At 62.9% G+C, this 24,699-nt stretch carries 24 protein-coding genes and 3 tRNA genes; 12 read left to right on the forward strand and 15 right to left on the reverse strand.

Annotation, left to right across the window (positions count from 1 at the left end; all coding sequences use genetic code 11):
* Positions 1-38 precede the first annotated feature (38 nt).
* A complete protein-coding gene (locus ACNQOP_RS02535) occupies positions 39-818 on the reverse strand; it encodes an SDR family oxidoreductase (RefSeq protein ID WP_257367930.1) in 780 nt (259 codons plus the stop codon).
* Between the two features lie 72 nt (positions 819-890).
* Here ACNQOP_RS02535 and valS point away from each other — a divergent pair, with 72 nt between their 5' ends.
* Both valS and ACNQOP_RS02545 read left to right on the forward strand, forming a co-directional pair.
* Positions 891-3,512 carry a valine--tRNA ligase gene (gene valS / locus ACNQOP_RS02540; protein ID WP_257367929.1) on the forward strand — a complete coding sequence of 874 codons (2,622 nt, stop codon included), beginning with the start codon at positions 891-893 and terminating at the stop codon, positions 3,510-3,512.
* 376 nt (positions 3,513-3,888) lie between these two features.
* The gene (locus ACNQOP_RS02545) at positions 3,889-4,764 is read left to right on the forward strand and encodes an Fpg/Nei family DNA glycosylase (RefSeq protein ID WP_416403208.1); all 876 of its coding nucleotides are present in this window, start codon (positions 3,889-3,891) and stop codon (positions 4,762-4,764) included.
* 15 nt (positions 4,765-4,779) lie between these two features.
* Here the strand turns inward: ACNQOP_RS02545 and ACNQOP_RS02550 are convergent, their stop codons facing one another.
* The 6 genes from ACNQOP_RS02550 to ACNQOP_RS02575 form a co-directional block, all read right to left on the reverse strand.
* Complete coding sequence (locus ACNQOP_RS02550; RefSeq protein ID WP_284985818.1) at positions 4,780-5,394, reverse strand: DsbA family protein; 615 nt, start codon at positions 5,392-5,394, stop codon at positions 4,780-4,782.
* 79 nt (positions 5,395-5,473) lie between these two features.
* On the reverse strand, positions 5,474-6,763 hold the full coding sequence (clpX, locus tag ACNQOP_RS02555; RefSeq protein WP_257367926.1) for an ATP-dependent Clp protease ATP-binding subunit ClpX: 1,290 nt from the start codon (positions 6,761-6,763) through the stop codon (positions 5,474-5,476).
* Positions 6,764-6,945: 182 nt separating this feature from the next.
* Positions 6,946-7,605: an ATP-dependent Clp protease proteolytic subunit gene (locus ACNQOP_RS02560; RefSeq protein WP_018777832.1), complete on the reverse strand. Its 660-nt coding sequence runs from the start codon at positions 7,603-7,605 to the stop codon at positions 6,946-6,948.
* Positions 7,606-7,644: 39 nt separating this feature from the next.
* Positions 7,645-8,256, reverse strand: coding sequence for an ATP-dependent Clp protease proteolytic subunit (locus ACNQOP_RS02565; protein ID WP_284985852.1), 612 nt, complete (start codon positions 8,254-8,256; stop codon positions 7,645-7,647).
* A 219-nt stretch (positions 8,257-8,475) separates the two neighbouring features.
* Positions 8,476-9,858 carry a trigger factor gene (gene tig / locus ACNQOP_RS02570; RefSeq protein WP_416403212.1) on the reverse strand — a complete coding sequence of 461 codons (1,383 nt, stop codon included), beginning with the start codon at positions 9,856-9,858 and terminating at the stop codon, positions 8,476-8,478.
* A gap of 69 nt (positions 9,859-9,927) precedes the next feature.
* Positions 9,928-10,002: transfer RNA gene (locus ACNQOP_RS02575), tRNA-Pro, on the reverse strand.
* A gap of 126 nt (positions 10,003-10,128) precedes the next feature.
* On the opposite strand from ACNQOP_RS02575, the gene ACNQOP_RS02580 reads away from it, so the two are divergent.
* Positions 10,129-10,202 (forward strand) — tRNA-Gly (locus ACNQOP_RS02580).
* Positions 10,203-10,280: 78 nt separating this feature from the next.
* On the opposite strand, the gene ACNQOP_RS02585 is transcribed toward ACNQOP_RS02580, so the two are convergent.
* The 3 genes from ACNQOP_RS02585 to ACNQOP_RS02595 form a co-directional block, all read right to left on the reverse strand.
* Positions 10,281-11,168: an Fpg/Nei family DNA glycosylase gene (locus ACNQOP_RS02585; protein WP_257367923.1), complete on the reverse strand. Its 888-nt coding sequence runs from the start codon at positions 11,166-11,168 to the stop codon at positions 10,281-10,283.
* Positions 11,168-11,650, reverse strand: a complete 483-nt coding sequence (locus ACNQOP_RS02590) for a ribose-5-phosphate isomerase (protein ID WP_257367922.1) — start codon at positions 11,648-11,650, stop codon at positions 11,168-11,170. Before ACNQOP_RS02590 ends, ACNQOP_RS02585 begins: the two co-directional genes overlap by 1 nt.
* A 97-nt stretch (positions 11,651-11,747) precedes the next feature.
* Positions 11,748-12,755: a hypothetical protein gene (locus ACNQOP_RS02595; RefSeq protein WP_416403215.1), complete on the reverse strand. Its 1,008-nt coding sequence runs from the start codon at positions 12,753-12,755 to the stop codon at positions 11,748-11,750.
* A gap of 132 nt (positions 12,756-12,887) precedes the next feature.
* Between ACNQOP_RS02595 and pepN the strand changes: the two genes are divergently transcribed.
* Together pepN and ACNQOP_RS02605 are read left to right on the forward strand one after the other, a co-directional pair.
* Entirely contained in the window at positions 12,888-15,449 is a 2,562-nt protein-coding gene (gene pepN, locus ACNQOP_RS02600; RefSeq protein ID WP_416403217.1) for an aminopeptidase N, read from the forward strand.
* 57 nt (positions 15,450-15,506) lie between these two features.
* Positions 15,507-15,986, forward strand: a complete 480-nt coding sequence (locus ACNQOP_RS02605) for an OsmC family protein (RefSeq protein ID WP_416403218.1) — start codon at positions 15,507-15,509, stop codon at positions 15,984-15,986.
* On the opposite strand, the gene ACNQOP_RS02610 is transcribed toward ACNQOP_RS02605, so the two are convergent.
* Complete coding sequence (locus tag ACNQOP_RS02610; RefSeq protein WP_416403220.1) at positions 15,983-16,981, reverse strand: NAD-dependent epimerase/dehydratase family protein; 999 nt, start codon at positions 16,979-16,981, stop codon at positions 15,983-15,985. The genes ACNQOP_RS02605 and ACNQOP_RS02610 overlap by 4 nt on opposite strands.
* Positions 16,982-17,068: 87 nt before the next feature.
* Between ACNQOP_RS02610 and ACNQOP_RS02615 the strand changes: the two genes are divergently transcribed.
* Both ACNQOP_RS02615 and ACNQOP_RS02620 read left to right on the forward strand, forming a co-directional pair.
* Positions 17,069-17,767 (forward strand): mechanosensitive ion channel family protein, encoded by a 699-nt coding sequence (locus ACNQOP_RS02615; protein WP_416403221.1) that lies wholly within the window; start codon positions 17,069-17,071, stop codon positions 17,765-17,767.
* Positions 17,760-18,242 carry a globin gene (locus tag ACNQOP_RS02620; protein ID WP_283091472.1) on the forward strand — a complete coding sequence of 161 codons (483 nt, stop codon included), beginning with the start codon at positions 17,760-17,762 and terminating at the stop codon, positions 18,240-18,242. Before ACNQOP_RS02615 ends, ACNQOP_RS02620 begins: the two co-directional genes overlap by 8 nt.
* 3 nt (positions 18,243-18,245) lie before the next feature.
* On the opposite strand, the gene ACNQOP_RS02625 is transcribed toward ACNQOP_RS02620, so the two are convergent.
* Positions 18,246-18,917 (reverse strand): hypothetical protein, encoded by a 672-nt coding sequence (locus ACNQOP_RS02625; protein ID WP_284985827.1) that lies wholly within the window; start codon positions 18,915-18,917, stop codon positions 18,246-18,248.
* A 63-nt stretch (positions 18,918-18,980) separates the two neighbouring features.
* Between ACNQOP_RS02625 and ACNQOP_RS02630 the strand changes: the two genes are divergently transcribed.
* Complete coding sequence (locus ACNQOP_RS02630; RefSeq protein ID WP_416403222.1) at positions 18,981-19,886, forward strand: acyl-CoA thioesterase; 906 nt, start codon at positions 18,981-18,983, stop codon at positions 19,884-19,886.
* Between the two features lie 98 nt (positions 19,887-19,984).
* Here ACNQOP_RS02630 and ettA read toward each other — a convergent pair whose 3' ends face one another.
* Both ettA and ACNQOP_RS02640 read right to left on the reverse strand, forming a co-directional pair.
* Entirely contained in the window at positions 19,985-21,667 is a 1,683-nt protein-coding gene (ettA, locus tag ACNQOP_RS02635) for an energy-dependent translational throttle protein EttA (protein WP_235522107.1), read from the reverse strand.
* A 54-nt stretch (positions 21,668-21,721) separates the two neighbouring features.
* Positions 21,722-22,147, reverse strand: a complete 426-nt coding sequence (locus tag ACNQOP_RS02640; protein ID WP_416403223.1) for a DUF6993 domain-containing protein — start codon at positions 22,145-22,147, stop codon at positions 21,722-21,724.
* 146 nt (positions 22,148-22,293) lie between these two features.
* Here ACNQOP_RS02640 and ACNQOP_RS02645 point away from each other — a divergent pair, with 146 nt between their 5' ends.
* A complete protein-coding gene (locus ACNQOP_RS02645; RefSeq protein WP_257367913.1) occupies positions 22,294-22,725 on the forward strand; it encodes an SRPBCC family protein in 432 nt (143 codons plus the stop codon).
* Between the two features lie 47 nt (positions 22,726-22,772).
* Here the strand turns inward: ACNQOP_RS02645 and ACNQOP_RS02650 are convergent.
* Positions 22,773-22,848, reverse strand: a tRNA-Arg gene (locus tag ACNQOP_RS02650).
* Positions 22,849-23,066: 218 nt separating this feature from the next.
* Here ACNQOP_RS02650 and ACNQOP_RS02655 point away from each other — a divergent pair.
* The 3 genes from ACNQOP_RS02655 to ACNQOP_RS02665 all read left to right on the forward strand — a co-directional run bounded on the left by ACNQOP_RS02655 (position 23,067) and on the right by ACNQOP_RS02665 (position 24,697).
* The gene (locus ACNQOP_RS02655) at positions 23,067-23,618 is read left to right on the forward strand and encodes a single-stranded DNA-binding protein (protein ID WP_416403226.1); all 552 of its coding nucleotides are present in this window, start codon (positions 23,067-23,069) and stop codon (positions 23,616-23,618) included.
* Positions 23,619-23,681: 63 nt separating this feature from the next.
* Complete coding sequence (locus ACNQOP_RS02660) at positions 23,682-24,014, forward strand: hypothetical protein (protein ID WP_416403227.1); 333 nt, start codon at positions 23,682-23,684, stop codon at positions 24,012-24,014.
* Positions 24,011-24,697, forward strand: a complete 687-nt coding sequence (locus ACNQOP_RS02665; RefSeq protein WP_284985833.1) for a DNA alkylation repair protein — start codon at positions 24,011-24,013, stop codon at positions 24,695-24,697. Before ACNQOP_RS02660 ends, ACNQOP_RS02665 begins: the two co-directional genes overlap by 4 nt.
* Positions 24,698-24,699 lie beyond the last annotated feature (2 nt).

A 24,699-nucleotide genomic window follows, 5' to 3' on the forward strand; every position in this document is an offset into this window, starting at 1 on the left:
GTCGCTGGCTTGCAACGGTTTGGCGGGCCGGCGACGGTTTAGGCCTGGTTCCGGATCAGTTTGTGGTTGGCGGCCTGGGCTACCGGGCGGACCACGATCTGGTCGAGGTTGATGTGGTGCGGCAAGGAGACGGCGTACTTTACGACGTCGGCCACGTCCGCAGCGGTCAGGGGCTTCTCGACGCCCTCGTACACCTTGGCAGCGGCGTCCTTGTCGCCCAAGCGGTTAAGGGCGAACTCCTCCGTGTGCACAAGACCGGGAGCGACCTCTATGACCCGGACGTTGTTGCCAACCTCTTCCAGGCGCAGGGCATTGGTCATGGCGTGCTGGGCGAACTTGGCCGCGTTGTAGCCGGCACCGCCTTCGTAGGCGGACAGCCCGGCCGTCGAGGTCAGGTTGAGGACAGTTCCTTCGCCGTTGTCGCGCAGCATCGGCAGGAACGCCCGCGTGATTTTCATGGTGCCCAGGACGTTTACCTGGTACATCCAGTCCCAGTCCTCGGTGTCGGCGTTCGCGATGATGTCCGCGCCACGGGCACCGCCGGCGATGTTAATGAGGGTGTCCGCACCTCCGGCTTCGGTGACGGCCGCGAGCAAGGCCGCAACGTCGTCGTCGACCGTGATGTCAGCCGGGAACGGCACGGCGCCGGTTTCGGCACCCAGGGCGCCAAGGCGGTCAGCCCTGCGTGCCACCGCGAAGACCTTCCAGCCGGTGGAAGCCAACGCCCTCACGGTGGCTTCTCCGATGCCGGTGCTCGCCCCCGTAACGACGGCGGTTTTGTTCTGGACTGCGGGGGTCTGGTGTGCTGCCAAAGTCATGGCACTACCCTATCGGGCGTGCGGGGGCACCGGACGGCGGGTTGTAACGCCGGGCCATGAAACAATTGGTCCATGGCTGAATCAACGCAGGGTACAGACACGCCCGCCACCGCCCCCATCAACGTTCCCGACAAGCCGGCCCTTGAAGGCCTCGAGGCTGCCCTCACGCAGCGCTGGCTGAGCGAGGGAACCTACAAGTTCAACCCGGACACCACCCGGGAGCAGGTCTACTCGATCGACACTCCCCCGCCGACGGCATCAGGCTCCCTCCACGTGGGCCACATGTTCTCCTTCACCCAGACCGACGTCCAGGCCCGCTACATGCGCATGACGGGCAAGAACGTGTTCTACCCCATGGGCTGGGACGACAACGGGCTGCCCACCGAGCGCCGTGTCCAGAACTACTACGGTGTGCGCTGCGATCCCGCCGTTCCCTACAAGGCTGACTACACGCCCCCGGCTCAGCCGGCGAAGAACCAGCGCGATTTCGACGTCGTTTCGCGCCAGAACTTCATCGAACTGTGCGAGGAACTCGCCGTTGAGGACGAGAAAGTCTTCGAGAACCTGTTCCAGACCCTGGGCCTGTCCGTGGACTGGGACCTGACATACCGCACCATCGACGACACCTCCCGCGCCGTGTCGCAGCGCGCCTTCCTCGCGAACCTGTCTGCCGGTGACGCCTACATGGCCGAGGCACCGACACTGTGGGACGTAACCTTCCGTACCGCTGTGGCGCAGGCCGAGCTCGAGGACCGCGAAGTTGCCGGCGCCTACTACCGCTACCCCTTCTTCACCGAAGACGGCGAAAAGATCTTCATCGAGACCACCCGCCCGGAACTGCTTGCTGCCTGCGCAGCTCTGGTGGCAAACCCCGACGACGAGCGGTACCAGCCGCTGTTCGGCAAGACAGTAAAGTCTCCGCTCTTCGACGTGGAACTTGAGGTCAAGGCCCACCCGCTCGCCAAAGCGGACAAGGGTTCCGGCATCGCTATGGTGTGTACGTTCGGTGACCTGACCGACGTCACCTGGTGGCGTGAACTCCAGCTCCCCACGCGAGCCATCATGGGCCGCGACGGCAGGATCATCGCCGACACCCCGGAGTGGATCAATACCGAAGCCGGCAAGGAAGCCTACGCAGCCATCGCCGGCAAGACCGCTTTCTCCGCCAAGGAAGCCGTGGTGGAACTGCTCAAGGCCGCCGATCTGCTCGATGGCGAACCCAAGAAGATCACCCACCCTGTGAACTTCTTCGAGAAGGGCGACAAGCCCCTCGAAGTGGTGACGTCCCGTCAGTGGTACATCCGCAACGGGGGCCGCGACGAGGAACGCCGGGAACGGCTGATCGGCCGTGGCCAGGAGATCACCTTCCACCCGGCCTTCATGCGCTCCCGCTACGAAAACTGGATCGCCGGCCTGAACGGCGACTGGCTCGTATCGCGCCAGCGCTTCTTCGGTGTGCCCATCCCAGTCTGGTACCCGCTGGACGCCCAGGGCAACCCGGACTACGACAACCCCATCCTGCCCTCTGACGACATGCTGCCGGTGGACCCCGCCGCCGACGCCGCTCCCGGCTTCGAGGAATCGCAGCGCGACCAGGCCAACGGCTTTACGGGTGACGCCGATGTCCTGGACACTTGGGCCACATCTTCCCTCACCCCGCAGATTGTGGGCGGTTGGAGCCGCGACGAGGACCTGTTCTCCAAGGTCTACCCCTTCGACCTCCGTCCCCAAGGCCACGACATCATCCGCACCTGGCTATTCTCCTCGGCCGTCCGTGCGGATGCCTTGCAGAAGAGCGCCCCCTGGAAGCATGCGGCCATTTCCGGCTGGATCCTGGACCCGGACCGTAAGAAGATGTCCAAGTCCAAGGGCAATGTTGTGGTGCCCACGGATGTGCTCAACGAGTACGGCTCTGACGCTGTCCGTTATTGGGCTGCATCGGCCAAGCTTGGCGCCGACACCGCGTACGAGATCGCGCAGATGAAGATCGGCCGCCGCCTGGCCATCAAGTTACTCAACGCCTCGAAGTTCGTGCTGAACCTCGGTGCCACGGAGAACTCGGTTGTCACCACCGACCTTTCGGTACTGACCAACCCGCTGGACCGCGCGCTGCTCGCCCAACTCTCGGACGTCGTCGCGCAGTCAACCAAGGCGTTTGAAAACTACGACTACGCCCGTGCGCTCCAGATCACGGAATCGTTCTTCTGGCAGTTCACGGACGATTACGTGGAGCTCATCAAGGACCGCGCCTACGGTGCCGCCGGCGAAGCAGAACAGGCCTCCGTGCTTGCAGCGCTGGCAACCACGCTGGACGCACTCCTGCGCTTGTTCGCGCCGTTCCTGCCCTTCGCTACCGAAGAGGTATGGGGTTGGTGGCGCACCGGTTCGGTCCACCGTGCGGCATGGCCCGCCGCCGTGGAAATCACCGACGGCGATACCACCATGCTCAGCACCGTGGGCGTTGCCCTCAGCGGTATCCGGAAAGCCAAGTCCGAAGCCAAGGTCAAGCAGCGCACCGAGGTACTCTCAGCAGCCATCACCGCTCCTGAGGTACTCGTAGCCCAGTTGAAGGCTGGCCTCGGTGACCTGAAGGCAGCTGCCAACGCCAAGGAAATCACGCTCCAGTCCGGGGAAGGCGACCTGACCGTCAGTGATGTTGTCCTGGCACCCGTGGAGGACGTTACAGCGTCCTAGCAGCCAGGATCCGCGTTAGCGGCATCGTGCCCGTTTTGGGCAAAGGGGAAGCCCCATCAGCGTTTTGCCGTTGGTGGGGCTTCGACTTTTCGGCTGCTTGGTGACGGCTTGGCAGTCTGGCGGAATCCTTGGAATTTCAGGTCTTCCTACCTCGTCACTGGTAGCTTGCTTCCAACTTCGCCGAAGGCTGCGTTGGTTGCATATCACTGAATCTTTGGTTTCCGTGTCCCTCTTCTTTCGAAGTGGGTAAGAACCATTGTTGTCCCGCTGCGGGCGATGCACAAGGCCTTCGGAAGAACTACAGAACTGTAGTTCGTCGAGGGCTTTTTGCTCCCTCTTTCTGTGGGTTCGCCCTGCCATGTGGCAGAGTATGACCATGCCGGAACTCCCCGAAGTGCACGGGCTGTGCATGTACCTGGACACCCAACTCCATGGCGCCGTGCTCACCGAGGTCCGCATCAACTCGTTCTCGGCGCTCAAGACAGCCGACCCGCCCTACAGCGCCCTCGAAGGCAGGACCGTTCGAGGGGTCCGACGCATCGGGAAGTTCGTGTGCATCGATGTCGAAGGCCTGTTCTTCGTGTTCCACTTGGCGAAGGCCGGCTGGGTGCGCTACACGGAGCACCCATCATCTGCCGGACTGCGCATGGGGAAAAGCAACATCGCGGCGCGACTGTTGCTTCACCGGCCTTCCGACGACGCGCACATCGGCTTGGACCTGACCGAAGCCGGAACCAAGAAGAGCCTGGCTATCTATGTGGTCAAGGATCCCCATGACGTACCGGGTATCGCTACCCTGGGGCCCGAGCCGCTCAGCCCGGACTTCGACGTCGACACTTTCGCAGCCATTCTCGCGTCCAGTTCGCAACAAATCAAAGGGTTGCTCCGCAGCCAGGGCGTCATTGCCGGAATCGGGAACGCCTACAGCGACGAAATCCTCCACGCCGCCAAGATCTCTCCCTTCGCAAGCGCGAAGTCACTGGACCAGACGACCGTGGCGCGACTCTACGCCTCCATGCAGGACGTCCTGGTGGGTGCCGTCAACGCCGCGGCCGGCAAGCCATCCAGTGAACTCAAAGACACCAAGCGCAGCAATTTCCGTGTGCACGCAAGGACAGGACAACCGTGCCCGGTCTGTGGGGATACAGTCAGGGAGGTGTCCTTCGCGGACACCTCCCTGCAGTATTGCGCTACGTGCCAGACCAACGGCAAGATCCTCGCCGACCGGAGGACATCACGGTTCCTGAAGTAGCTGGATTATTTCCGGCTAGCTGAATTCTGGGCTTTCCGAGCGGCTGCGCTTCAGCTCGAAGAAGTGTGGGTAGTCAGCCAAAGTGACCGTGGCGTCCCACAGCTTACCGGCCACTTCGCCGCGCGGAATCCGAGTCAGGACCGGGCCGAAGAATGCTGTTCCGTTGAACGCAACCACCGGGGTACCCACATCCTGGCCGACCAGGGAGATACCGGCTTCGTGGCTTTCGCGCAGCTTGGCGTCATACTCGTCCGAGTCTGCGAAACGAGCCAGCTCTGCAGGAAGGCCTACCTCGGCCAACGCCTTCTGGATGACGGAGGCGCGGTCCTTGTTGCCTTCATGGTGGATCTGCTCCCCCATGGCGTCGTAGAGGGGCTTGACGTAGCTGTCGCCGTGCAGTTCCTGGGCGGCAATGATGACACGGACAGGTCCCCAGCTGTTGTCCATCATGGCGCGGTACTCGTCGGGCAGGTCACGGCCTTCGTTGAGGACCGAGAGGCTCATGACATGCCATTCAGTCTCAATTCCACGAACCTGCTCCACTTCCCCGATCCAACGTGACGTGATCCACGCGAACGGGCAGACGGGGTCGAACCAGAAATCAGCTTTGTTGGCAGTCTGTTCGGGCACAGGGAACTCCTCGGAAAGGTGGGAAGGTGGTTGGCTGGCGACTCCGGCGGAGCCTTGCCTTATTTACGCCAACAGGCGCCTAGGCCGACTTATTCCTGCGCTTGGCCACGACATCGTGGGCAATCATGGTGGGCTGCGCCTTCTTGAGTACGACCTCGGAGGTGATGACCACCGTGGCAATGTCGTCCCTGCTGGGAAGATCGAACATCACTGGCAGCAGTACTTCTTCCATGATCGCCCGGAGGCCGCGGGCTCCCGTGCCGCGCTCCAGCGCCTGGTCGGCAATGGCGTCCAGGGCGTCGTCGTCGAACTGCAGGTCCACACCGTCAAGCTGGAACATCTTCTGGTACTGCTTCACCAAGGCGTTCTTTGGGGTGGACAGAATCTGGATCAAGGCGGGCCGGTCAAGGCTGGAAACTGTGGTGATGACCGGGAGCCGACCAATGAATTCGGGAATCAACCCGAACTTGAGCAGATCCTCGGGCATGACTTCGCCATATGTGTCGACGTTGTCCCTGGCCTCGTTCAGCGGAGCTCCGAAGCCGATGCCCTTGCGCCCGGACCGGGAACCAATGATGTCTTCCAATCCAGCAAACGCACCGGCCACGATGAAGAGCACATTGGTGGTGTCGATCTGGATGAATTCCTGGTGGGGGTGCTTCCGGCCGCCCTGCGGTGGAACCGAGGCCACTGTGCCCTCGAGGATCTTCAGGAGCGCCTGCTGGACACCTTCTCCGGAGACATCCCTCGTGATCGAGGGGTTTTCGCTCTTACGGGAAATCTTGTCGATCTCGTCGATGTAGATAATGCCCTGTTCGGCCTTCTTGACGTCATAGTCGGCGGCCTGGATGAGCTTCAGAAGGATGTTCTCAACGTCCTCGCCAACGTAGCCCGCCTCCGTCAAGGCCGTGGCATCGGCAACAGCAAACGGCACGTTGAGCCGCCGCGCCAGCGTCTGGGCCAAGTAGGTCTTTCCGCAGCCGGTGGGCCCAATCAGCAGGATGTTGGACTTGGCAATTTCCACGTCCTCGTGGTGCGAGCCCTCGCCCAGGCTTCCGGTCTTGGGTGCGTGCCCTGCCTGGATGCGCTTGTAGTGGTTGTACACGGCAACAGCCAGGGACCTTTTCGCCGGTTCCTGGCCAATGACGTATTCCTGCAGGAAGTCGAAGATCTCGCGGGGCTTGGGCAGTTCGAAGCTACCGAGATCGGAAACCTCTGCAAGCTCCTCTTCGATGATTTCGTTGCAGAGCTCGATGCACTCGTCACAGATGTACACACCGGGCCCGGCAATCAGCTTCCGCACCTGCTTTTGGCTCTTTCCGCAGAAAGAACACTTCAGCAGATCCGTGCTCTCGCCAATCCGAGCCATGTGGGAATCCCTTCGTTGCATGCGGGTGATGCGGCGGCGCGCCGTACTCAAGTGTGCGGCCATGCCGCGGTTGGCACCACCGTGACAAGATCCACTCTAGGTCACAATGGGCTGCTTGGGTGGAAACAGAACGCCGGTGCGGTCCATATTTCGTGAACCGCACCGGCGTCCAATTCCGGTTACTACCGGGCGATTGCCTGGGGCTTGATCTTCCGGGAGTCAAGGACCTGGTCGATCAGACCATAGTTCATGGCTTCGGCGGCCGTCAGGATCTTGTCACGCTCGATGTCATTGTTTACCTGCTCCGAGGTGCGACCCGAGTGGTGGGCCAGCGTGTCCTCAAGCCATGTACGCATACGCATGACCTCGGCAGCTTGGATTTCCAGGTCAGAGGCCTGGCCACCCTGGCCACCGGACAGAGCCGGCTGGTGGATCAGTACGCGGGCATTCGGCAGCGCCAGGCGCTTCCCGGGTGTACCGGCGGCGAGCAGGACCGCTGCGGCGCTGGCCGCCTGGCCGAGGCAGACCGTCTGGATCTCCGGGCGAATGTACTGCATGGTGTCGTAGATAGCCGTCATGGCGGTGAACGAGCCACCCGGCGAATTGATGTACAAGGTAATGTCACGGTCCGGGTCCGTTGACTCGAGGACCAGCAACTGGGCCATGATGTCATCGGCCGAGGCATCGTCAACCTGGACGCCGAGGAAGATGATGCGGTCCTCGAACAGCTTGGTGTACGGGTCCTGGCGCTTGAAGCCGTAAGGCGTGCGCTCTTCGAACTGGGGCAGGACGTAGCGGCTGGACGGGAGATTACCGGCAGACCATCCGAAGTTGTAGTTCATGTTCTTTACTCCTGGGTTTCAGTGGTTCTTTAGTGCCGGTCAGTTGTCGGAGTTCGACTGGTTGGCCGTTCCGCCACCGCCGGCAACAGAACCGGCGTGCGCCGAAATCTTGTCGAAGAATCCGTACTCCAGGGCCTCGGTAGCGGTGAACCACTTGTCGCGGTCGTTGTCCTTGAGGATGGTTTCGACGGTCTGGCCCGTCTGCTCCGCGGTCAACTCAGCCATGACCTTCTTCATGTGCAGGATCAGCTCAGCCTGGATCTTGATGTCCGAGGCGGTGCCGCCGATGCCGCCCGAGGGCTGGTGCATCAGGATGCGGGCGTTGGGGGTTGCATAGCGCTTGCCCTTGGTTCCGGAGGACAGGAGGAACTGGCCCATGGAAGCAGCCAGGCCGGTGGCGACGGTGACGACGTCGTTCGGTATGAACTGCATGGTGTCGTAGATGGCCATACCGGCTGTCACGGACCCACCAGGGGAGTTGATGTACAGGTAGATGTCCTTCTCCGGGTCCTCGGCCGAGAGCAGGAGCAGCTGCGAGCAGATGGCGTTGGCGTTCTCGTCACGCACTTCAGAGCCGAGCCAAATGATGCGCTCTTTCAGCAGGCGGTTGTAGATGTAGTTGTCCTGGGCTGCGGGATCGACAGTTGCCATCCGGGGAGCCTCTGATTGCTGTGACATAAGTACTTACCTCTCGCTGGTGCCAGTGACCTCACTGAACTTCACTACTTGGACACTAACCGTTTTCGGGGGTGATTTGTTCGCCGGAATCGCGCTGTTCGCTGACGGCGCACGTTTGGGATCAGCGCCAACGGGGGCCTTAAAGCAAACCGACCCCGGATCAGAAGATCCGGGGTCGGTTGACGGCGTGTACTAGAACTTCACAGCGGCGGGATCGTCGCTTGCGGGAGTTTCCGTTTCGTCGGCTGCTTCGACAGCTTCAGCATCTTCAGCTTCAGCTTCGCCGGCAGGCCGGACGAAGTCCGTGAGGTCAACCTTGTTGCCCTCGGAGTCGACAACCTCTGCCTGGCCCAGGACGACGGCCAGCGCCTTGCGGCGGCGGACCTCGGAAACCATCATGGGAACCTGGCCGCTCTGATCAATGATCTGGGCGAACTGGTTCGGGTCCATGCCGTACTGGCTGGCGGTGGTCACGATGTAGTCAATGAGCTCGTTCTGGCTGACATTGACCTCTTCCTTGTCCGCGATGGCGTCAAGGATGATTTCGTTCTGGAAGGCACGCTCAGTGTTGGCCTTGACCTCGGCGCGGTGCTCCTCGGTGTCGTGGTCACCTTCGCCGTGTGCGTTCTCCGGGTTGAAGTGCGCTTCAATCTGCTCTTCCACCACCGAGTCCGGCACGGGGACCTCGACGAGCTCAACGAGCTTGTCCAGGACCTTGTCACGGGCCTCAACGCCCTGCTCAACAACCTTGGAGTCGGCAGCCTGCTTGGCGAGGTCCTCACGGAGCTCAGCCAGGGTGTCGAACTCTGAGGCCAGCTGCGCAAAGTCGTCGTTGGCTTCAGGGAGCTCGCGCTCCTTCACGGCCTTGACCGTGACCTTGACCTGAGCAGCTTCGCCGGCGTGGTCGCCGCCGACAAGCGTGGTGTCGAAGATTGCTTCTTCGTCAGCAGAGAGGCCGGTTACGGCTTCGTCCAGGCCTTCGAGCATGGTGCCTGCGCCTACCTGGTAGGACAGGCCGGCAGCGGAGTCGATCTCTTCGCCGTCGATCGTGGCGTTGATGTCGATGGTGAGGAAGTCATCGTTCTTGGCGGGACGCTCGACGGACTTCAGCGTGCCGAAACGGCCGCGCAGTTCATCGAGGGCCTTGTCGACGTCGGCTTCGGAGGATTCCGCAGCAGCAACCTCAACCTTGATACCGGAGTATTCCGGCAGTTCGATCTCGGGACGGACGTCGATCTCGACCTGGAACTTGAGTTCACCATCGGTTGCGGACGGGTCCGGAACTTCGGTGATTTCAACCTCAGGACGGCTCAGCGGACGAACGCCGGTTTCCTGGACAGCAGCCTGGTACCAGCCGTTCAAGCCATCATTGATGGCCGTTTCCAGTACATAGCCACGGCCGACGCGCTGGTCGATGAGCTTGGAAGGAACTTTGCCCTTGCGGAATCCGGGAACCTGGATCTGCGAAGCAACGGTCTTGTACGCGGCATCGATGCTCGGCTTCAGTTCCTCAAAGGGAACCTCAACGTTGAGCTTGACCCGCGTTGCGGTGAGGTTCTCGACAGCGCTCTTCACAGTCTAAGTACTCCTGATTTTGTGGGTATGGGGTTCTGTCGTATCCCTGAAGCGGACACAAACACAGAGTCGGGGTGACAGGATTTGAACCTGCGACTTCCTGCTCCCAAAGCAGGCGCTCTAGCCAAGCTGAGCTACACCCCGAATGCACAGGACAGTCTACGGGCAAGCGAGCCAAGATTGCACATTTGACACCGCCGCCGGAATTAGGTTTAGTTGTACCCGGCTTCAACAGCCACAGGGAAAGCGTCCTCAAGAGGATGTCCACCTGGGGACGTAGCTTAATGGTAAAGCCTCAGTCTTCCAAACTGATTACGCGGGTTCGATTCCCGTCGTCCCCTCCAGCAAAGCGCCCCGGTCTTCGGATCGGGGCGCTTTTTGCTTCCAGCTGTTTTTGGCTTCGAAACAGAGCCTGGAACCGCCTAAACCTGGCAGCCGGGACACCAATACAGCTTGCGAGCACCAATTTCGGTGATGCCCACCAGCGTCCCGCAAGCCCGGCAGGGCAAGCCGTGACGTTTATAGACAAAGTGCGCATCGGCGTCGGGCGCGATTGCCCCTCCACCGGTCCACAGCGACGGAGGCGTCGTAACAATCCGACCGTCACGGACGCCGTCGGCCATTGTTGCCACCGTGTCATCCCACAGCCGGCCAGCCGTTTCGGCGTCGATGCTGCTTCCTGGGGTCCACGGATCAACTGCCTGTCTGAACAGCACTTCGGCCCGATAGATGTTGCCCACCCCGGCGAGCACCGACTGGTCCATCAATAACAAGGCAACGGCAGTCTTGCGGCGACGCAGGCGTCGAATAAACTCCTCACGGTCCCCCGGCCGGTTATGCAGAGGATCCGGGCCCAGCCTTGCCAGCACGGCCTCTGCCTCCGCGGCTGTGATCGCCGCACAGGTGGTGGCCCCACGCAGGTCGGCCCATCCGTGGTCCGAAACGAGGCGGACACGCACCGCCCCTACGGGCGGAGGCGGTCCGGCGTAGGCACCGTCCGGCGCGGCCGAGCCAGTCTCCCGCTCGCCGATTCGACGGGGAGCGCCGATGCTGGACGCCCCGGTAAAGGATTCGTCGCCCCCGAAACTCCAGGCGCCGTACAGGCCCAAGTGAACGTGGAGGAACAGTCCGTGGTCAAAGCTGAGGAAAAACTGCTTTCCGTGGGCCATGGCGTCAACCATGGTGTGCCCGGTCAGCAGCGCAGCCCCGGCGGAGAAGCGTCCTTGCGGACTGGTAACTTCCAACCGCTGACCGCCAAAAACATCCTGGAATTGGCGGGCCAGGCGATGGACCGAGTGGCCTTCTGGCACTATTCGACGATTTCGCCGGTGTTTTCGTACACCGCGATCTTGCCGATCCGACGGACATGCCGTTCGTCGTTGCTGAAAGGCTCAGCAAGGAATGCCTCGATCAGCTCCGTGGCCTCTTCGACGCTGTGCTGGCGCCCTCCGACTGCGACGACGTTCGCATCGTTGTGTTCGCGGGCGAGCTTGGCTGTAGAAAGGTTCCAAGCCAGGGCGGCTCGCACACCCTTGACCTTGTTTGCGGCAATTTGTTCGCCGTTGCCGGAGCCGCCAAGGACGATTCCCAAGGCGTGCACGCCAGCTTCCTGGTCGGCGACCACAGCGACGCCTGCGTTGATGCAGAACGACGGGTAATCGTCCAGGGCGTCGTATTCCTTGGGACCGTGATCCACCACTTCGTAGCCCTTGGCTGTGAGGTGGCTGACCAGGTGGGCACTCAGTTCCATGCCGGCGTGGTCAGTTGCAATGTGGACGCGGGGTGTAGTCACAGGAAGTCCGTTTCTTTCTGGCGCGCAGGTACGGCACTGGGCAGTGGCACAGCACTGGCCGGGCGCGGCGATGAGGGATGCGCTACCTAGGGTACCGCTAGCCGGGTTGTTGGGTCTGCCCGTCCCCCCCTTGGGCCCGATGGGCCGCCCTGTTCAAGATTCCGGCGAGTTTGTCCGCGGAGGCGCGGGTTCCGGCGCTCAGCGCCACACGCCGCCCATTGAGCCTCCTGACGACTACCGCGGGTCCGCTGCCGACGAGCATTGCCGTGGCGTCGTCGTGGTGGCGCCATCCCCACCCGCCGTAATCCGCAGCTTTGACATCCGCGGGTGCCGCTGCTGCGATGTCGACGGCGGGAACGGCCAGGACGCGCACGAGGCCGCCCGCGAAGACCTGCAGCCCTCCCCTGTCGGCACGCACCCGGGCGAACAGGAATCCCGCTCCCACCAGGGCCGCCAAGGCGACCAAGGCACCCAGCCACGGGACCACCACTGCGATCAGTGCAGCCGGGAAGAGCGCCGAAACAATGATCATGATGAACACGGAGCTCCGGGCATGTACCCACATCCTCAGGGTGTCGTTGGCGAGGTCGGGGTCCTCCAGGAGGCGAAGCTCCGATTGCAGTGCGGCATCGTCCTCGGGAGTCCATCGGGGGTCGGGCTTGAAAGCGAACATCATCACGATGCCGAGGGCCAACGCTGCGCCGCTTCCCATTGCCAATACGATCGGATCGACGTGGGACAACCGGGCGTCCGCAAGCCCCGACTGCCCTACCAGCCCGGCTGCCAGCACAGTGGTGATGAAGAGGCTGAGCATGAGTCCAAGGCCCATCATGACGCGCCGCATGACCACCGGGCGGGCCAACGGTACGGCCTGCAGGAAAGCGGCCCATCCGAAAACGATGATCAGGGCTGCGCCTCCGGCTACGTAGGCGCCGAAAGGCGCGAAGGAGGTGCCGCCGTCGGCGTTCCACATGACAGCGACCGGTTGCGGAAGGTCGTTGCGCAGCATCTGCGCGCACACAACGAATCCTGCGGCGAGCATCAAAGGAAAAGCCACCGCGAACCGTAGCGCGCGGAGGTCGAGCGTGTCCCGGAACCGTCCCATGCTTCAACGCTACTCCGTCAGGACGACACTATGGTGTGAGCTCCTTGCCTTACCGTCAGGGAGTGAAAGAATGGCTTCACACCAGCGACCGGGCCTACCGGTCGGTCACCCCACCTTCCCGGAGGCACCACTTTGCCAGGCCTGAACCTCACCCGCGATGAAGCGGCCGCCCGCGCCGAACTGCTCAACGTCGAGTCGTATGACGTCACCTTGGATCTGACCAAAGGCCCGGAGGTCTTTGGCTCCACCACGGTTGTCAGGTTCTCGGCGCGCCCCGGATCCTCGACGTTCATCGACGCCATCACGCACACCGTCCACAGCGTGACCCTCAACGGCACGGAACTGGACCCCGCGGAGGTCGCCGACGGGGTCCGCATCCAGCTCCCCGGACTCGCGGCTGAGAACGAACTCACGGTCGTTGCGGATGCCCCCTACATGAACACCGGCGAGGGCCTCCACCGCTTCGTCGACCCCGTAGACGGCGAGGCCTACCTCTACACACAGTTCGAAGTCCCGGATTCGCGCCGCATGTTCGCCGTGTTCGAACAGCCGGACCTGAAGGCCACTTTCACCTTCACCGTGACGGCGCCTTCGCACTGGGATGTCATTTCAAACTCCCCTACGCCCGTCCCTTCCGAAACCGCACCCGCAGAGGACGGCGGTGCACGGTCTGTCTGGAAGTTCGCCCCGACGCCGCGGCTGTCCTCCTATGTGACCGCCCTGATTGCAGGACCGTACCAGTCCGTCCGTTCCGAGGTCACCAGCTCCGACGGCCGGGTCATACCGCTCGGGGTGTTCGCGCGGAAGTCCCTCATGCAATACCTCGACGCGGACAACATCTTCGAACTCACGCGGCAGGGTTTCGAATTCTTCGAGGCCCAGTTCGGGTGCCCGTACCCGTTCGAGAAGTACGACCAGCTCTTCGTGCCCGAATTCAATGCCGGAGCCATGGAAAACGCAGGCGCTGTCACCATCCTGGAGGGCTACGTCTTCCGCGGCAAAGTCACCGGCGCCCAGATTGAACGGCGTGCCATCACGGTGCTGCACGAACTGGCCCACATGTGGTTCGGAGACCTGGTGACCATGCGCTGGTGGAACGACCTCTGGCTCAACGAGTCCTTCGCTGAGTACATGTCCCACTTGGCAGCGGTGGAAAACACGGAATTCGACCGCGCCTGGACCACCTTCGCCTCCGTGGAGAAGTCCTGGGCGTACAAGCAGGACCAGCTGCCAACAACGCACCCCATCTTCGCCGAAATCAACAACCTCGAGGACGTTGAGGTCAACTTCGACGGCATCACCTACGCCAAGGGCGCCTCAGTGCTCCGGCAATTGGTGGCCTGGGTTGGTCCGGAGCAGTTCATGGCCGGCGTCCGCACATACTTTGCCAAGCACGCCTGGAAGAACACCGAGCTCGCAGACCTCATGGTGGAACTCGAAGCCGCGTCGGGACGCGATCTTGACCAGTGGGGCAAGCTCTGGCTCGAGACAGCCGGCGTGAACACCCTCTCCCCCGAACTCACGGTCGATGCCGCCGGCACCATTACAGGTTTCGCCATCCGGCAGACCGCGATCGAGGAACAGCCCACCCTCCGCCCGCACCGCCTGGCGGTCGGTTTCTACACCCTCTCGGCCAACGGGAAGCTGGAACGGACGCACCGCGAGGAACTCGACGTGGACGGCCCCCGCACGGAAGTTCCTGCCCTGGTGGGCATGAAGCGTCCTGACTTGATCCTGCTCAACGATGACGACCTTGCCTACGCAAAGGTCCGACTGGATCCGGATAGCCTGGCGACGGCCAAAGCACACCTGAAGGACTTCGCTGCCAGCCTTCCCCGGACCCTGGTGTGGGGCTCGGCCTGGGACGCAGCCCGCGACGGCGAAACCCCGGCACGCGGCTACGCGGACCTGATCCTGGCCAACATTGCCGACGAAACTGACTCGTCAGTAATACTGGTCCAGCTGCGCCAGCTCGCGACCACGCTGACCTATTACGTGGCGGCAGACCACAAATTGGAGGCCACCACCGCGGCGGCCGAAAAGCTGTGGGAGCTTGCATCCGCGGTCGAGGCCGGCTCGGACGCACAGCTGCAGTTCGCAAAGGCTTTCGCCCAGCTCGCGCGAAGCGATAGGCAGCTTGACCGCCTCCAGGCCCTCCTGGACGGGACGGAAACCCTCGAGGGCCTGGCAGTCGACCAGGATATGCGGTGGGAGCTCCTGACTGCCTTGGTGGCCGGGGGCCGCCAGGGCCAGGAGCGCATCGACGCTGAACTGGCTCGGGACAACACCTCGAACGGCCAAAACGCTGCGGCGCAAGCCAAGGCAGCCATCCCCACCGCCGAGGCCAAGCAAGCGGCCTGGGACTCGATTGTGGTCAAGGGTGAGCTCTCCAATGCCCTCCAGGCGTCCGCCGTGGCTGGCTTCATGCGGGTGCCCGACACCGCCTTGCTGGAGCCGTTCGCCGGGAAATACTTCGAAGCCGTCCCCGGAATCGTCAAGGAACGCACCCACGCCCTCGCCCAGCAGATTGTGGTGGGCCTCTACCCAGCGCAGCTCACCGCGCAAGCCACCGTGGACCGCACGGATGAATTCCTCGCTGGGCTTCCGGAGGAAAGCGCCGCGTTGCGCCGCATGATGCTGGAGAACCGCGACGGCGTGGTCCGGGCATTGCGCGCAAGGGCAGCGGACGTCTAGGCAGCACTCACATCGGGCTCATGCGGACAGTTGCGATTGCGTCGCTAGACTGTCCGCATGAGCCTGAACGAGCACCATTACGCGCTGACTGTCCGCTGGACCGGGAACCTCGGCGAAGGCACCTCTGGTTACCGGAGTTACTCACGGGACCACGATGTAGAGATTGCCGGGCTGCCCACGCTGAAAGGCTCAGCAGACCCCACGTTCCATGGTGACCGGAACCGGTACAACCCCGAACAGCTCCTGCTGGCTGCGCTCTCGCAATGCCACATGTTGTCTTTCCTTCACGTGGCCGTCAAACACGGCGTGGTGGTCTCGGCCTACGAAGACAACGCGGAAGGCCTCATGAAGATGAACAGGGACGGCAGCGGGCAGTTCGAAGCCGTGACCCTGAAACCGCACGTCACCATCGCCGACCCCGCTCACGCCGCCTTGGTCCCGCAGCTCCACCACGAAGCCAACCAGGTGTGCTTCATCGCCCGAAGCGTCAACTTCCCGGTACACCACGAACCCATCACGACGGCGGCCGCCGCCTAACGCCGCTGGTCCCGCCACAGTGCCACGAGCCTGCGTTCGGCGTCCCGGCTGAGGCCTGCTTTTCGCTCCCTGTCCAAGCCACGTCCCCGCTCATCCTCCAGCGTGGCTGCGAGCGTCTCCTGCCACGGGCGGAGCCGCATACCCGCCTCCCGGGCTGCTTTGTTGGAGCGCGCCTGGAAGCCTTCGTGGTCCGGCGGAAGCCACAAGGGCAACGAATGCGGTCCGGCCCAGTACTCCACGCCCTGCTCCACGAGCCAGTCCTGGGTGGGACGGATGGTGTCCTCCGCGACCGGTCCGGCCAGCCGCCGGGACTCGGAGATGTAGTCGGCGAAGCTCACCACCTCGCCCACTGCGTTATAGGTTCCTGCCAGGCCCTGTTCGGCGGCTTGAAGGATCCATGCAGCCAGATCCCGGACATCGATGATCTGGATTGCTGCGTCCGGAACGTCCGGGACCAGCACCGTGCCAGGGCTGGCAGCGAATCGTGCCGGCCAATAACCGTAGCGGTCCGTGCCATCCCCTGGTCCGCCAATGAGCCCTGCCCGGACGATGTGTGCCCTGTCCCCCAGCGCGGCACGCGTCAGCTGTTCGATCGCTGACTTCGACTCGCCATAGGTTTCCGGCGTTCCCGCCTGCCCCTCCGGCAGTGGTTCCAGGAGGGCCGCGTCTTCCGTGGCCCCCGGCACCGAGTGGTCTGCGTACACCGAGCAACTTGAGACGAACGTCCAGTGCTTCGCGGCAGGGCCCAGCGCCTCCAAAGCCGCCCGGGCCTGCACTGGATCACGGGACACCTCGACGACGAAATCCCAGCTTCCTGCCACACCGGCGAAAGCCGCGGCACCCAAGGCACGGTCGCCCCTGACCCAGGTGGCGCCGTCGGGCGGTTGAGCCGAAGTACCCCGGGCGAGACACGTCACATCGTGCCCGGAGGCGACAGCCTGCCGGGCGATTTCCGCGGACAGGAAGGCGGTGCCGCCAAGGACCAGGATGCGCATACCGTCACGCTACGGCGCTAGGGTTGTCAGTGGACAGAGTGTTCCGCGCCCGGCGAACACGGGCCGACGACAAGGAGATAGTGCACCTTGACCTCCATCCCCCTAGCGGAAACCATCACCTTGGAACCAGAGAAAATAGACCTCATATCCATCCTCATCACCGTCGGTGTTGGGCTGGCGGTCTGGATCGTTGCGCGGTTCATCATCCTGCGCATCACGCGCCGGGTATCTGCCGGTAGCTCCTTCTTCAAGAAGGCGCACTTCAAATGGGTGCAACCCGCCATACGCGCACTGGACCACGAACGGCGTTCCCAACGCGCCGAAACCATCGGCACGCTGCTGACAAGCCTGGTGAGCGTCATTGTTGTGGTGATTGTCATCATCTACGTCCTGAAATACATGAACGTGGACGTCGCGCCCCTCCTGACCAGCGTGGGCATCCTGGGTGTCGCCATCGGTTTCGGCGCCCAGCAACTGATCCGTGACTTCCTCGCGGGCATCTTCATCACCATCGAGGACCAATACGGTATTGGCGACGTGATCGTTACCAGCGAAGTGGTTGGTACCGTTGAATCCGTGGGATTGCGGATTACCCGGGTCCGTGCCGAAGACGGAGCCATCTGGTACCTGCGCAACGGAGAAATCCTGCGGGTCGGCAACCGCTCGCAGGGTGACTACGCGCCGCTTGAAACACCTGATACCAGCGATGGCCCCGGCGCTGCCGCTGCGCCCGTGACTGCTGGCGCACCACGCGCCACCAAGGCCGAGGAGAAGTCCAATGAGTAGCATTTCCGGTGGCCAGCCACCAGCGCCACAAGCCGGCCCCCGCCGCCAACTGATGCAGAACGACCCCTTCAGCCAGCCCGCCTATACGGACAGCTTCTACGCTGCCGTCGGCGGGCATGAAACGTTCGTCAAGCTTATTGACGTCTTTTACGACGGCGTGGCCACGGATCCGCTGCTGCGTCCCATGTACCCCGAAGAGGACCTCGGGCCTGCGAAGCGGCGCTTCCTCATGTTCCTGGAACAGTACTGGGGCGGGCCCACCACATACGGCGAGGAACGAGGACACCCCCGGCTTCGGATGCGGCACATGCCGTTCCGGGTCACCCCCGAGGCGAAGGACCGTTGGTTGTTCCACATGCGGACCGCCGTGGACGCGTTGGATCTCTCCCCGCTGCATGAGGGCACGTTGTGGGACTACATGGAACGCGCCGCGCTGACCATGGTCAACAGCCCATCAGCCGGACCCGACGCCTGAACCTCAGAAGCCGAGCCCGAGCCCCGCGCCGGTACGGACCAGTACATGGCCGCGGGGCCCGCTCAACCGGAACCAGCGGCCGTTTCGGTACACCTGCTGCTCACCATCGGCCAGGAAACCCAACGCGAAAGCGGCGAAAGCCGCGCCCGACGGTAAGTCCTCCACGCCAGGCATTCCACGTCCCCAAACGGCAGCCCTGGCGGTATTGACGACGGCGGCACCGGCTGCGGTCGGAATGACGCCGGCCACCTCCGCGATGCCGGCTTCGGCCGCGGACCTGAGGTCGGCGTCGGACACTGAACCTTGCGGTTCCCAACCGGCCCGCGGTGCCCCGACGCCGGCCCAGGACTCCGAAACGGTCGACGGCGGAATGGGCAGGTCCACGTCCCCGTCACCTGAGCGGGCCAAACGGTCCATCACGGACGCAAGCGTCACCGTTACGTCGGCCTGGGCCGGCTCCGCAAGGGCCATGGTCCGCAGGCCCAGGATGGTGGGGGTGGACTCGCCGAGGATGCGCGGCCGCAGCACGCATACATAGGCCGCGAGGACCTTGCCCGAAGCCTGCAGGCGGATGGCGCCGTCGTCGATGCTCTTGGCCCGCGTGACGAAGGTCCGAAGATCGGCGAGGTCACGGGGATCGGCGAAGCGGAAGGACTGGGTCAAGACGTCTGTCACATGATCGACTCTACCGGCATGTCCCCGGTTGAGAGGGGTCGGGGCGGCGTCTAAAGTCGAACCATGACTGAGACGAACGCTGGCCTCGACGTGCAGGCACCCGCAGAAGACCCCATGGATGTGCTGATCGGCCTGCTGGACCTTGGTGATTTTGACGGAGCCCGGACCAACGAGGACATCTTCCTCGGGCCGTCCCAAAAGCAGCCCCGGCACCGTGTTTTTGGCGGCCAGGTCCTCGCCCAGACGATGATGGCAGGAATGCGGACCGTGGAGCAGGACCGGGTGGCCCACTCCATGCACGGCTACTTCCTCCGGCCCGGTGACGCGAACAAGCCCATAACTTTCGGCGTCGAGCGGTTGCGCGACGGCCGCTCCTTCTCCGCACGCCGTGTGCACGCCTACCAGGACGGCGTTCCGATTCTGTCGATGATCGCCTCGTTCCAGGTGGAAGACAGCGGGCTGGACCACCAGGCGAGCATGCCGGAGGGTATCCCCGATCCCGAGTCGCTGCCCAGCACCGCTGAGCTGCTGTCCCACTTCGACCACCCGATGGCGCGGCACATGTCATCCGAACGGCCCTTTGATGTCCGGCACGTGGACCCTGCCCTCTATGTCTCTCCGCCGAGCGAGCATGTGGCCACCAACGCGGTGTGGATGAAGACCATCGGCCCCCTTCCGGATGACGCCAACCTGCACCGTGCCGCCCTGGCATTCGCGAGCGACTACACGCTGCTCGAACCCATCCTCCGCAAGCATGGCCTTTCATGGATGACGCCAGGGATGAGCGTGGCCAGCCTCGACCACGCCATGTGGTGGCACCGGCCAGTGCGGGTGGACGAGTGGGTGCTGTACGTCCAGGAGTCCCCCAGCGCCCAAGGTGCCCGGGGACTTGCGACGGGCCGCATTTTCAACCGCGACGGCGTCCATGTCGCCACTGTTGCGCAGGAAGGCATGGTCAGGATTCCGTAGACCGCCGTTGCTTAAGCCGAAGAGGCCGACCCCCTTTGGGGACCGGCCTCTTCGTGTTTCAGTTTTAGTCGAGCGTCAGCTCTAGTCGCGCGTCAGCTCTAGTCGCGCGTCAGGCGGCGGTGGGTTACGCGGTGCGGCTTGGCCGCATCCGGGCCCAGGCGCTCCACCTTGTTTTCCTCGTAGGCGTCGAAGTTGCCTTCGAACCAGTACCACTTCGAGGGGTTCTCGTCATCGCCTTCGTAGGCTAGGATGTGCGTTGCCACCCGGTCCAGGAACCAGCGATCGTGCGAGACCACCACTGCGCAGCCCGGGAACTCGAGGAGCGCGTTTTCGAGGCTGCTCAACGTTTCGACGTCGAGGTCGTTGGTGGGCTCATCGAGGAGCAGCAGGTTGCCGCCCTGCTTGAGCGTCAGCGCCAGGTTGAGTCGGTTGCGCTCACCACCGGAGAGAACACCGGCCTTCTTTTGCTGATCCGGACCCTTGAATCCAAAGGCCGAAACATAGGCACGCGAGGGCATTTCGACCTGGCCGACCTGGATGAAGTCGTTGCCTTCCGACACGACCTCCCACAGGGTCTTGTTGGGGTCGATGCCACCACGGGACTGGTCCACGTAGGAGATCTTCACGGACTCGCCGATCTTCAGATCGCCATCGTCCAGCGGCTCCATGCCCACAATCGTCTTGAACAGCGTGGACTTACCAACACCGTTGGGTCCGATCACACCGACGATGCCGTTGCGGGGCAACGAGAAGGAGAGGTCCTCGATCAGAACGCGGTCATCGAAGCCCTTCTTCAGCTTATTGGCTTCAATCACCAAAGAACCAAGGCGGGGTCCCGGCGGGATCTGAATTTCTTCGAAGTCCAGCTTGCGGGTGCGCTCCGCCTCGGCGGCCATTTCCTCGTAGCGGGCCAGACGGGCCTTCGACTTGGTCTGGCGGCCCTTGGCGTTGGACCGGACCCACTCAAGTTCCTCGCTCAGGCGCTTGGAGAGCTTGGCGTCCTTCTTGCCCTGGACCTCCAAACGGGCTTTCTTCTTCTCCAGGTACGTGGAGTAGTTGCCTTCGTAGGGGTACAGGTGACCGCGGTCAACCTCGGCGATCCACTCAGCTACGTGGTCAAGGAAGTAGCGGTCGTGGGTGACGGCCAGTACGGCACCGGGGTACTGGGACAGGTGCTGTTCAAGCCACAGGACGCTCTCTGCGTCCAAGTGGTTGGTGGGCTCATCCAGGAGCAGGAGGTCCGGCTTCTGGAGGAGGAGCTTGCAGAGCGCTACGCGGCGGCGCTCACCACCGGAGAGGACAGTGACGTCGGCATCTGCAGGCGGGCAACGCAGTGCGTCCATGGCCTGCTCGAGCTGGGAGTCGATGTCCCAGGCGTCGGCAGCATCGATGGCTTCCTGGAGCTTGCCCATCTCATCCAGGAGGGTGTCGTAATCCGCATCCGGGTTTGCCATCTCTTCGGAAATTTCGTTGAACCGCTGGATCTTGGCGTAGATTTCGCCAACGCCTTCCTGGACGTTGCCCAGGACGGTCTTTTCCTCGTTCAGCGGCGGTTCCTGCAGGAGGATTCCCACGGTGTAACCGGGGCTCAGGCGGGCTTCGCCGTTCGACGGCGTGTCCAGTCCAGCCATGATCTTGAGGATGGTGGACTTACCAGCACCGTTCGGGCCCACGACGCCGATCTTCGCGCCGGGGTAGAACGACATGCTGACATCGTCCAGAATAAGTTTGTCGCCAACGGCTTTGCGAGCCTTGGTCATCGTGTAAATGAATTCCGCCATAACCTTAAATCTAGTGGCTCGGCGTACTTAACTCACATTCGGGTGCCCGTACACCTACCGTGTGTCCCCCACGAAGCACTTTCCTGTGGCGAGGACGGGCAGCACCGTGACCACCACTCCCCCATCGCGGATCTGGCCCATGACACAGTTTTCCCCGGTCAGGGCGGCCGCCTCCATGGCATCGACATCCAAGCCGGTGGGCGTGCGGCTGTCAGATACTTCCACGTTCGCCGTGGGAATGCCCGCGGAAACCAGCGCCGCCCTTACGGCTTCCCTGTCCGGCTTGGCGTTGGCTGTGACCAGCTTCTTCAAGGTGCCCTCCACCGCGAGCCTGGTGTCTTCCACCGCTGGGTCCACGTTGGCTGTCGCCACGGGAGCCAAAGAGGACGGGGCGCTTGAAGGGCTACTGGCGGGCAATGAGGTACCTGTGCAGGCCGCCAGCGCCAATGCGGTCACGGCGAGCACTGACAATGCGGCCACACGGACCCCTCTGGCCGGCCCGCCCTGCTCCGATGCTGTTCGACTGCTGATCACGTAGCTATTGTGCCATTCACAGGGGGATCGGACGGGCGTAGCTTGTCCAACAAGGAGCATTGACTCGAGGCAACGGAGACAAGGAATCAACCATGACCGGACAATCCCCGGATGCTGTGGCCACTGCCAGCATCCCGGCGAACCGCCAGAAGGTGTGGGAAGCGCTCACCGATCCTGCGCTCATCAAGCAGTATTTCCTCGGTACGAACGTCGAGACCACGTGGCGCGTCGGCGATCCGATTACCTACTCCGGCGAATACAACGGCAAGTCCTATGAGGACAAGGGAACGATCCTCGCATTCGAACCTCCGGCACGGCTGAAGACCACCCATTACAGCCCGGCCTCGGGGCTGCCTGACACCTCAGAGAATTATCACACCGTGGAATACAGCCTTGCCGAGGAAGCCGGTGGGACCCGCGTAACCATCAGGCAAGGCAACAATTCGTCTGACCAGGAAACGACCCAATCAACGGAGACCTGGCAAGTGGTGCTTCGGAATCTCAAGGAATTCCTGGAGTCCTAGGGGTTAAGCGGACATCCCCCTTGAATCATGTCCAAGGGGGATGCCGTTGGTGCCCCAGGAGGGAATCGAACCCCCGACCGGCGGATTAGAAGGCCGCTGCTCTATCCCCTGAGCTACTGGGGCGCACATGGCACGTGAAACGGCATAGGCCGCTGGCGCCACAAAGAGTTTACAGTGCGTTCGGCTGGCAACCCGACAACCCCGTGCAGCACTCCTTCCCTCCACAGGCCTTGCAGCACCAAGTTATGCACATAGCTTCGATGCGCCCTACCTGTACACTCCGCCGTGGACAAGGCTGAAAGAGCCGGACAGGCACTTCCCTACATCGAGAAGGACCACCCATGAACGACATCATCACCGTCCGCGGCTTCGTAGCCTCGGAAGTCAAGAGTTCCACCACAGCGCGGGGAACTTCCACCGCTTCATTCCGCTTGGGATCCACGGAGCGCCGCTACGATCGCGCCACCAACACGTGGGTTGACGGCAACACCAACTGGTACACGGTTCAGTCATTCCGCTACCTTGCCGGACATGTGGGATGCAGCGTCAAGAAGGGGCAACGGGTCCTCGTCGTTGGACGCCTCCGTTTGCGGCAGTGGGAACACGAAGGTCGCGTTTACCACGTGGCCGAAATCGACGCTGAGTCAGTCGGACATGACCTCATGTGGGGCTCCGCCAACTTCACCCGCATGAACGGCAGCACAGCCCCCGCCGAAACTCCTCCGTCCACTGAGGCCTCCGGTATACCGGAGCGAAACAGCGACTGGGATGCCGATCATGACCAAGTACCCCCGGAAGACGACACAGAAGAAGTCGCTGTAGGTGCCTCGGACGATGACGACACGATGTTGGTCAACATTGAAACCGGTGAACTGGCGGGGGCCGGAGTGTGATTCTGCTCCACGTGTTCCCGGACCTGCGGGACCAGCCCTGCACGTAGCGCCTATTCTGGGTCCATGCCACAGCACGATGCAGCCCCGGGAGTCGTGACCGTTCCCGCCTCCTGGGCAGCTGTCGAGGAGTTGTTCGGAATCAAGGGGGAAGCCTCCCGGTGCTGGTGCCGGTGGTTCTCCCTCTCCGGCACGGACTGGAAGACCACCACACCGGATGCCCGTAAGGAACAGCTGAAGACTGCGTTCAGCGCGGGTCCTGGGCCGCGCGTGCTTGCGTTTGATGGCATCTCACTTTTTGGAGCAGCCGGGTTCAGCATCGTGTCCAGGCCCTCACCGGGTCGCGCTGTCATGCGTTGCCTCGCAGGGACCATGACAGGTGCTGAGGTTGGGCGATGACCACCAGGGACCTGGTCCAGTCGATCCGTTCAAGCATTCGTTCCGCCGCGGACCCCGAGAGGGCGCGGGGAGCACAGGCCTACATGAAGTCCGACATGCCTTCCTGGGGTGTACGGGTTCCCGAAGTACGCAAAATCGTGAAAGCAGCTGTGCGGGAGTTCCCTCCGAAATCGCCGGACGAACTGCGGGCCGCCGTGTATGAACTGTGGCGTCAGGCGGAAGCGCGGGAGGAGCGCTATGCCGCGATTGACCTGACAGGCCTGAAGATGGCGAAGGCCGACCTCGACATGTTGCCCGTCTACGAGGAAATTATCCGTACAGGTGCGTGGTGGGACTTCGTGGATGGGGTGGCACACCGGATCTGCGCACTCCTCATTGCCTACCCCGGCACGATGAAACCGCTGTTGCTCCGCTGGGCCGTGGATCACGACATGTGGATCAGAAGGGCCGCAATCACGTCTCAGCTTGCAGCGAAGGAAGGGACCGAGACCGGCCTGCTGGCTGCTGTTATCCGGGCCAATATGACTGATGGGGAGTTCTTCATCCGTAAGGCGATTGGTTGGGCCCTGCGCGAGTACAGCAAGACGGATCCGGAATGGGTGCGGGCCTTCACCTCCGACAACGCCTCGGTCCTTAGCCCACTGTCCATCCGGGAGGCACTACGCCTCCTGCCGTTCCCGTGATT

This window comes from Arthrobacter sp. LFS091, assembly GCF_047977885.1.
Taxonomy (GTDB): domain Bacteria; phylum Actinomycetota; class Actinomycetes; order Actinomycetales; family Micrococcaceae; genus Arthrobacter.

Bases quoted from the DNA above. Each gene is read 5' to 3' on its own strand.
- ettA (WP_235522107.1), bottom strand. From the start codon at position 21,667: ATGGCGGAATTCATTTACACGATGACCAAGGCTCGCAAAGCCGTTGGC.
- ACNQOP_RS02610 (WP_416403220.1), bottom strand. From the start codon at position 16,981: ATGCGCATCCTGGTCCTTGGCGGCACCGCCTTCCTGTCCGCGGAAATC.
- ACNQOP_RS02595 (WP_416403215.1), bottom strand. From the start codon at position 12,755: ATGGGACGGTTCCGGGACACGCTCGACCTCCGCGCGCTACGGTTCGCG.
- ACNQOP_RS02560 (WP_018777832.1), bottom strand. From the start codon at position 7,605: ATGAACTACAACTTCGGATGGTCTGCCGGTAATCTCCCGTCCAGCCGC.
- ACNQOP_RS02620 (WP_283091472.1), top strand. From the start codon at position 17,760: ATGAGTAGCATTTCCGGTGGCCAGCCACCAGCGCCACAAGCCGGCCCC.
- clpX (WP_257367926.1), bottom strand. From the start codon at position 6,763: ATGGCTCGGATTGGCGAGAGCACGGATCTGCTGAAGTGTTCTTTCTGC.
- ACNQOP_RS02545 (WP_416403208.1), top strand. From the start codon at position 3,889: ATGCCGGAACTCCCCGAAGTGCACGGGCTGTGCATGTACCTGGACACC.
- ACNQOP_RS02630 (WP_416403222.1), top strand. From the start codon at position 18,981: ATGACTGAGACGAACGCTGGCCTCGACGTGCAGGCACCCGCAGAAGAC.
- ACNQOP_RS02655 (WP_416403226.1), top strand. From the start codon at position 23,067: ATGAACGACATCATCACCGTCCGCGGCTTCGTAGCCTCGGAAGTCAAG.
- ACNQOP_RS02660 (WP_416403227.1), top strand. From the start codon at position 23,682: ATGCCACAGCACGATGCAGCCCCGGGAGTCGTGACCGTTCCCGCCTCC.
- ACNQOP_RS02645 (WP_257367913.1), top strand. From the start codon at position 22,294: ATGACCGGACAATCCCCGGATGCTGTGGCCACTGCCAGCATCCCGGCG.
- valS (WP_257367929.1), top strand. From the start codon at position 891: ATGGCTGAATCAACGCAGGGTACAGACACGCCCGCCACCGCCCCCATC.
- ACNQOP_RS02535 (WP_257367930.1), bottom strand. From the start codon at position 818: ATGACTTTGGCAGCACACCAGACCCCCGCAGTCCAGAACAAAACCGCC.
- ACNQOP_RS02565 (WP_284985852.1), bottom strand. From the start codon at position 8,256: ATGGCAACTGTCGATCCCGCAGCCCAGGACAACTACATCTACAACCGC.
- ACNQOP_RS02605 (WP_416403218.1), top strand. From the start codon at position 15,507: ATGAGCCTGAACGAGCACCATTACGCGCTGACTGTCCGCTGGACCGGG.
- ACNQOP_RS02665 (WP_284985833.1), top strand. From the start codon at position 24,011: ATGACCACCAGGGACCTGGTCCAGTCGATCCGTTCAAGCATTCGTTCC.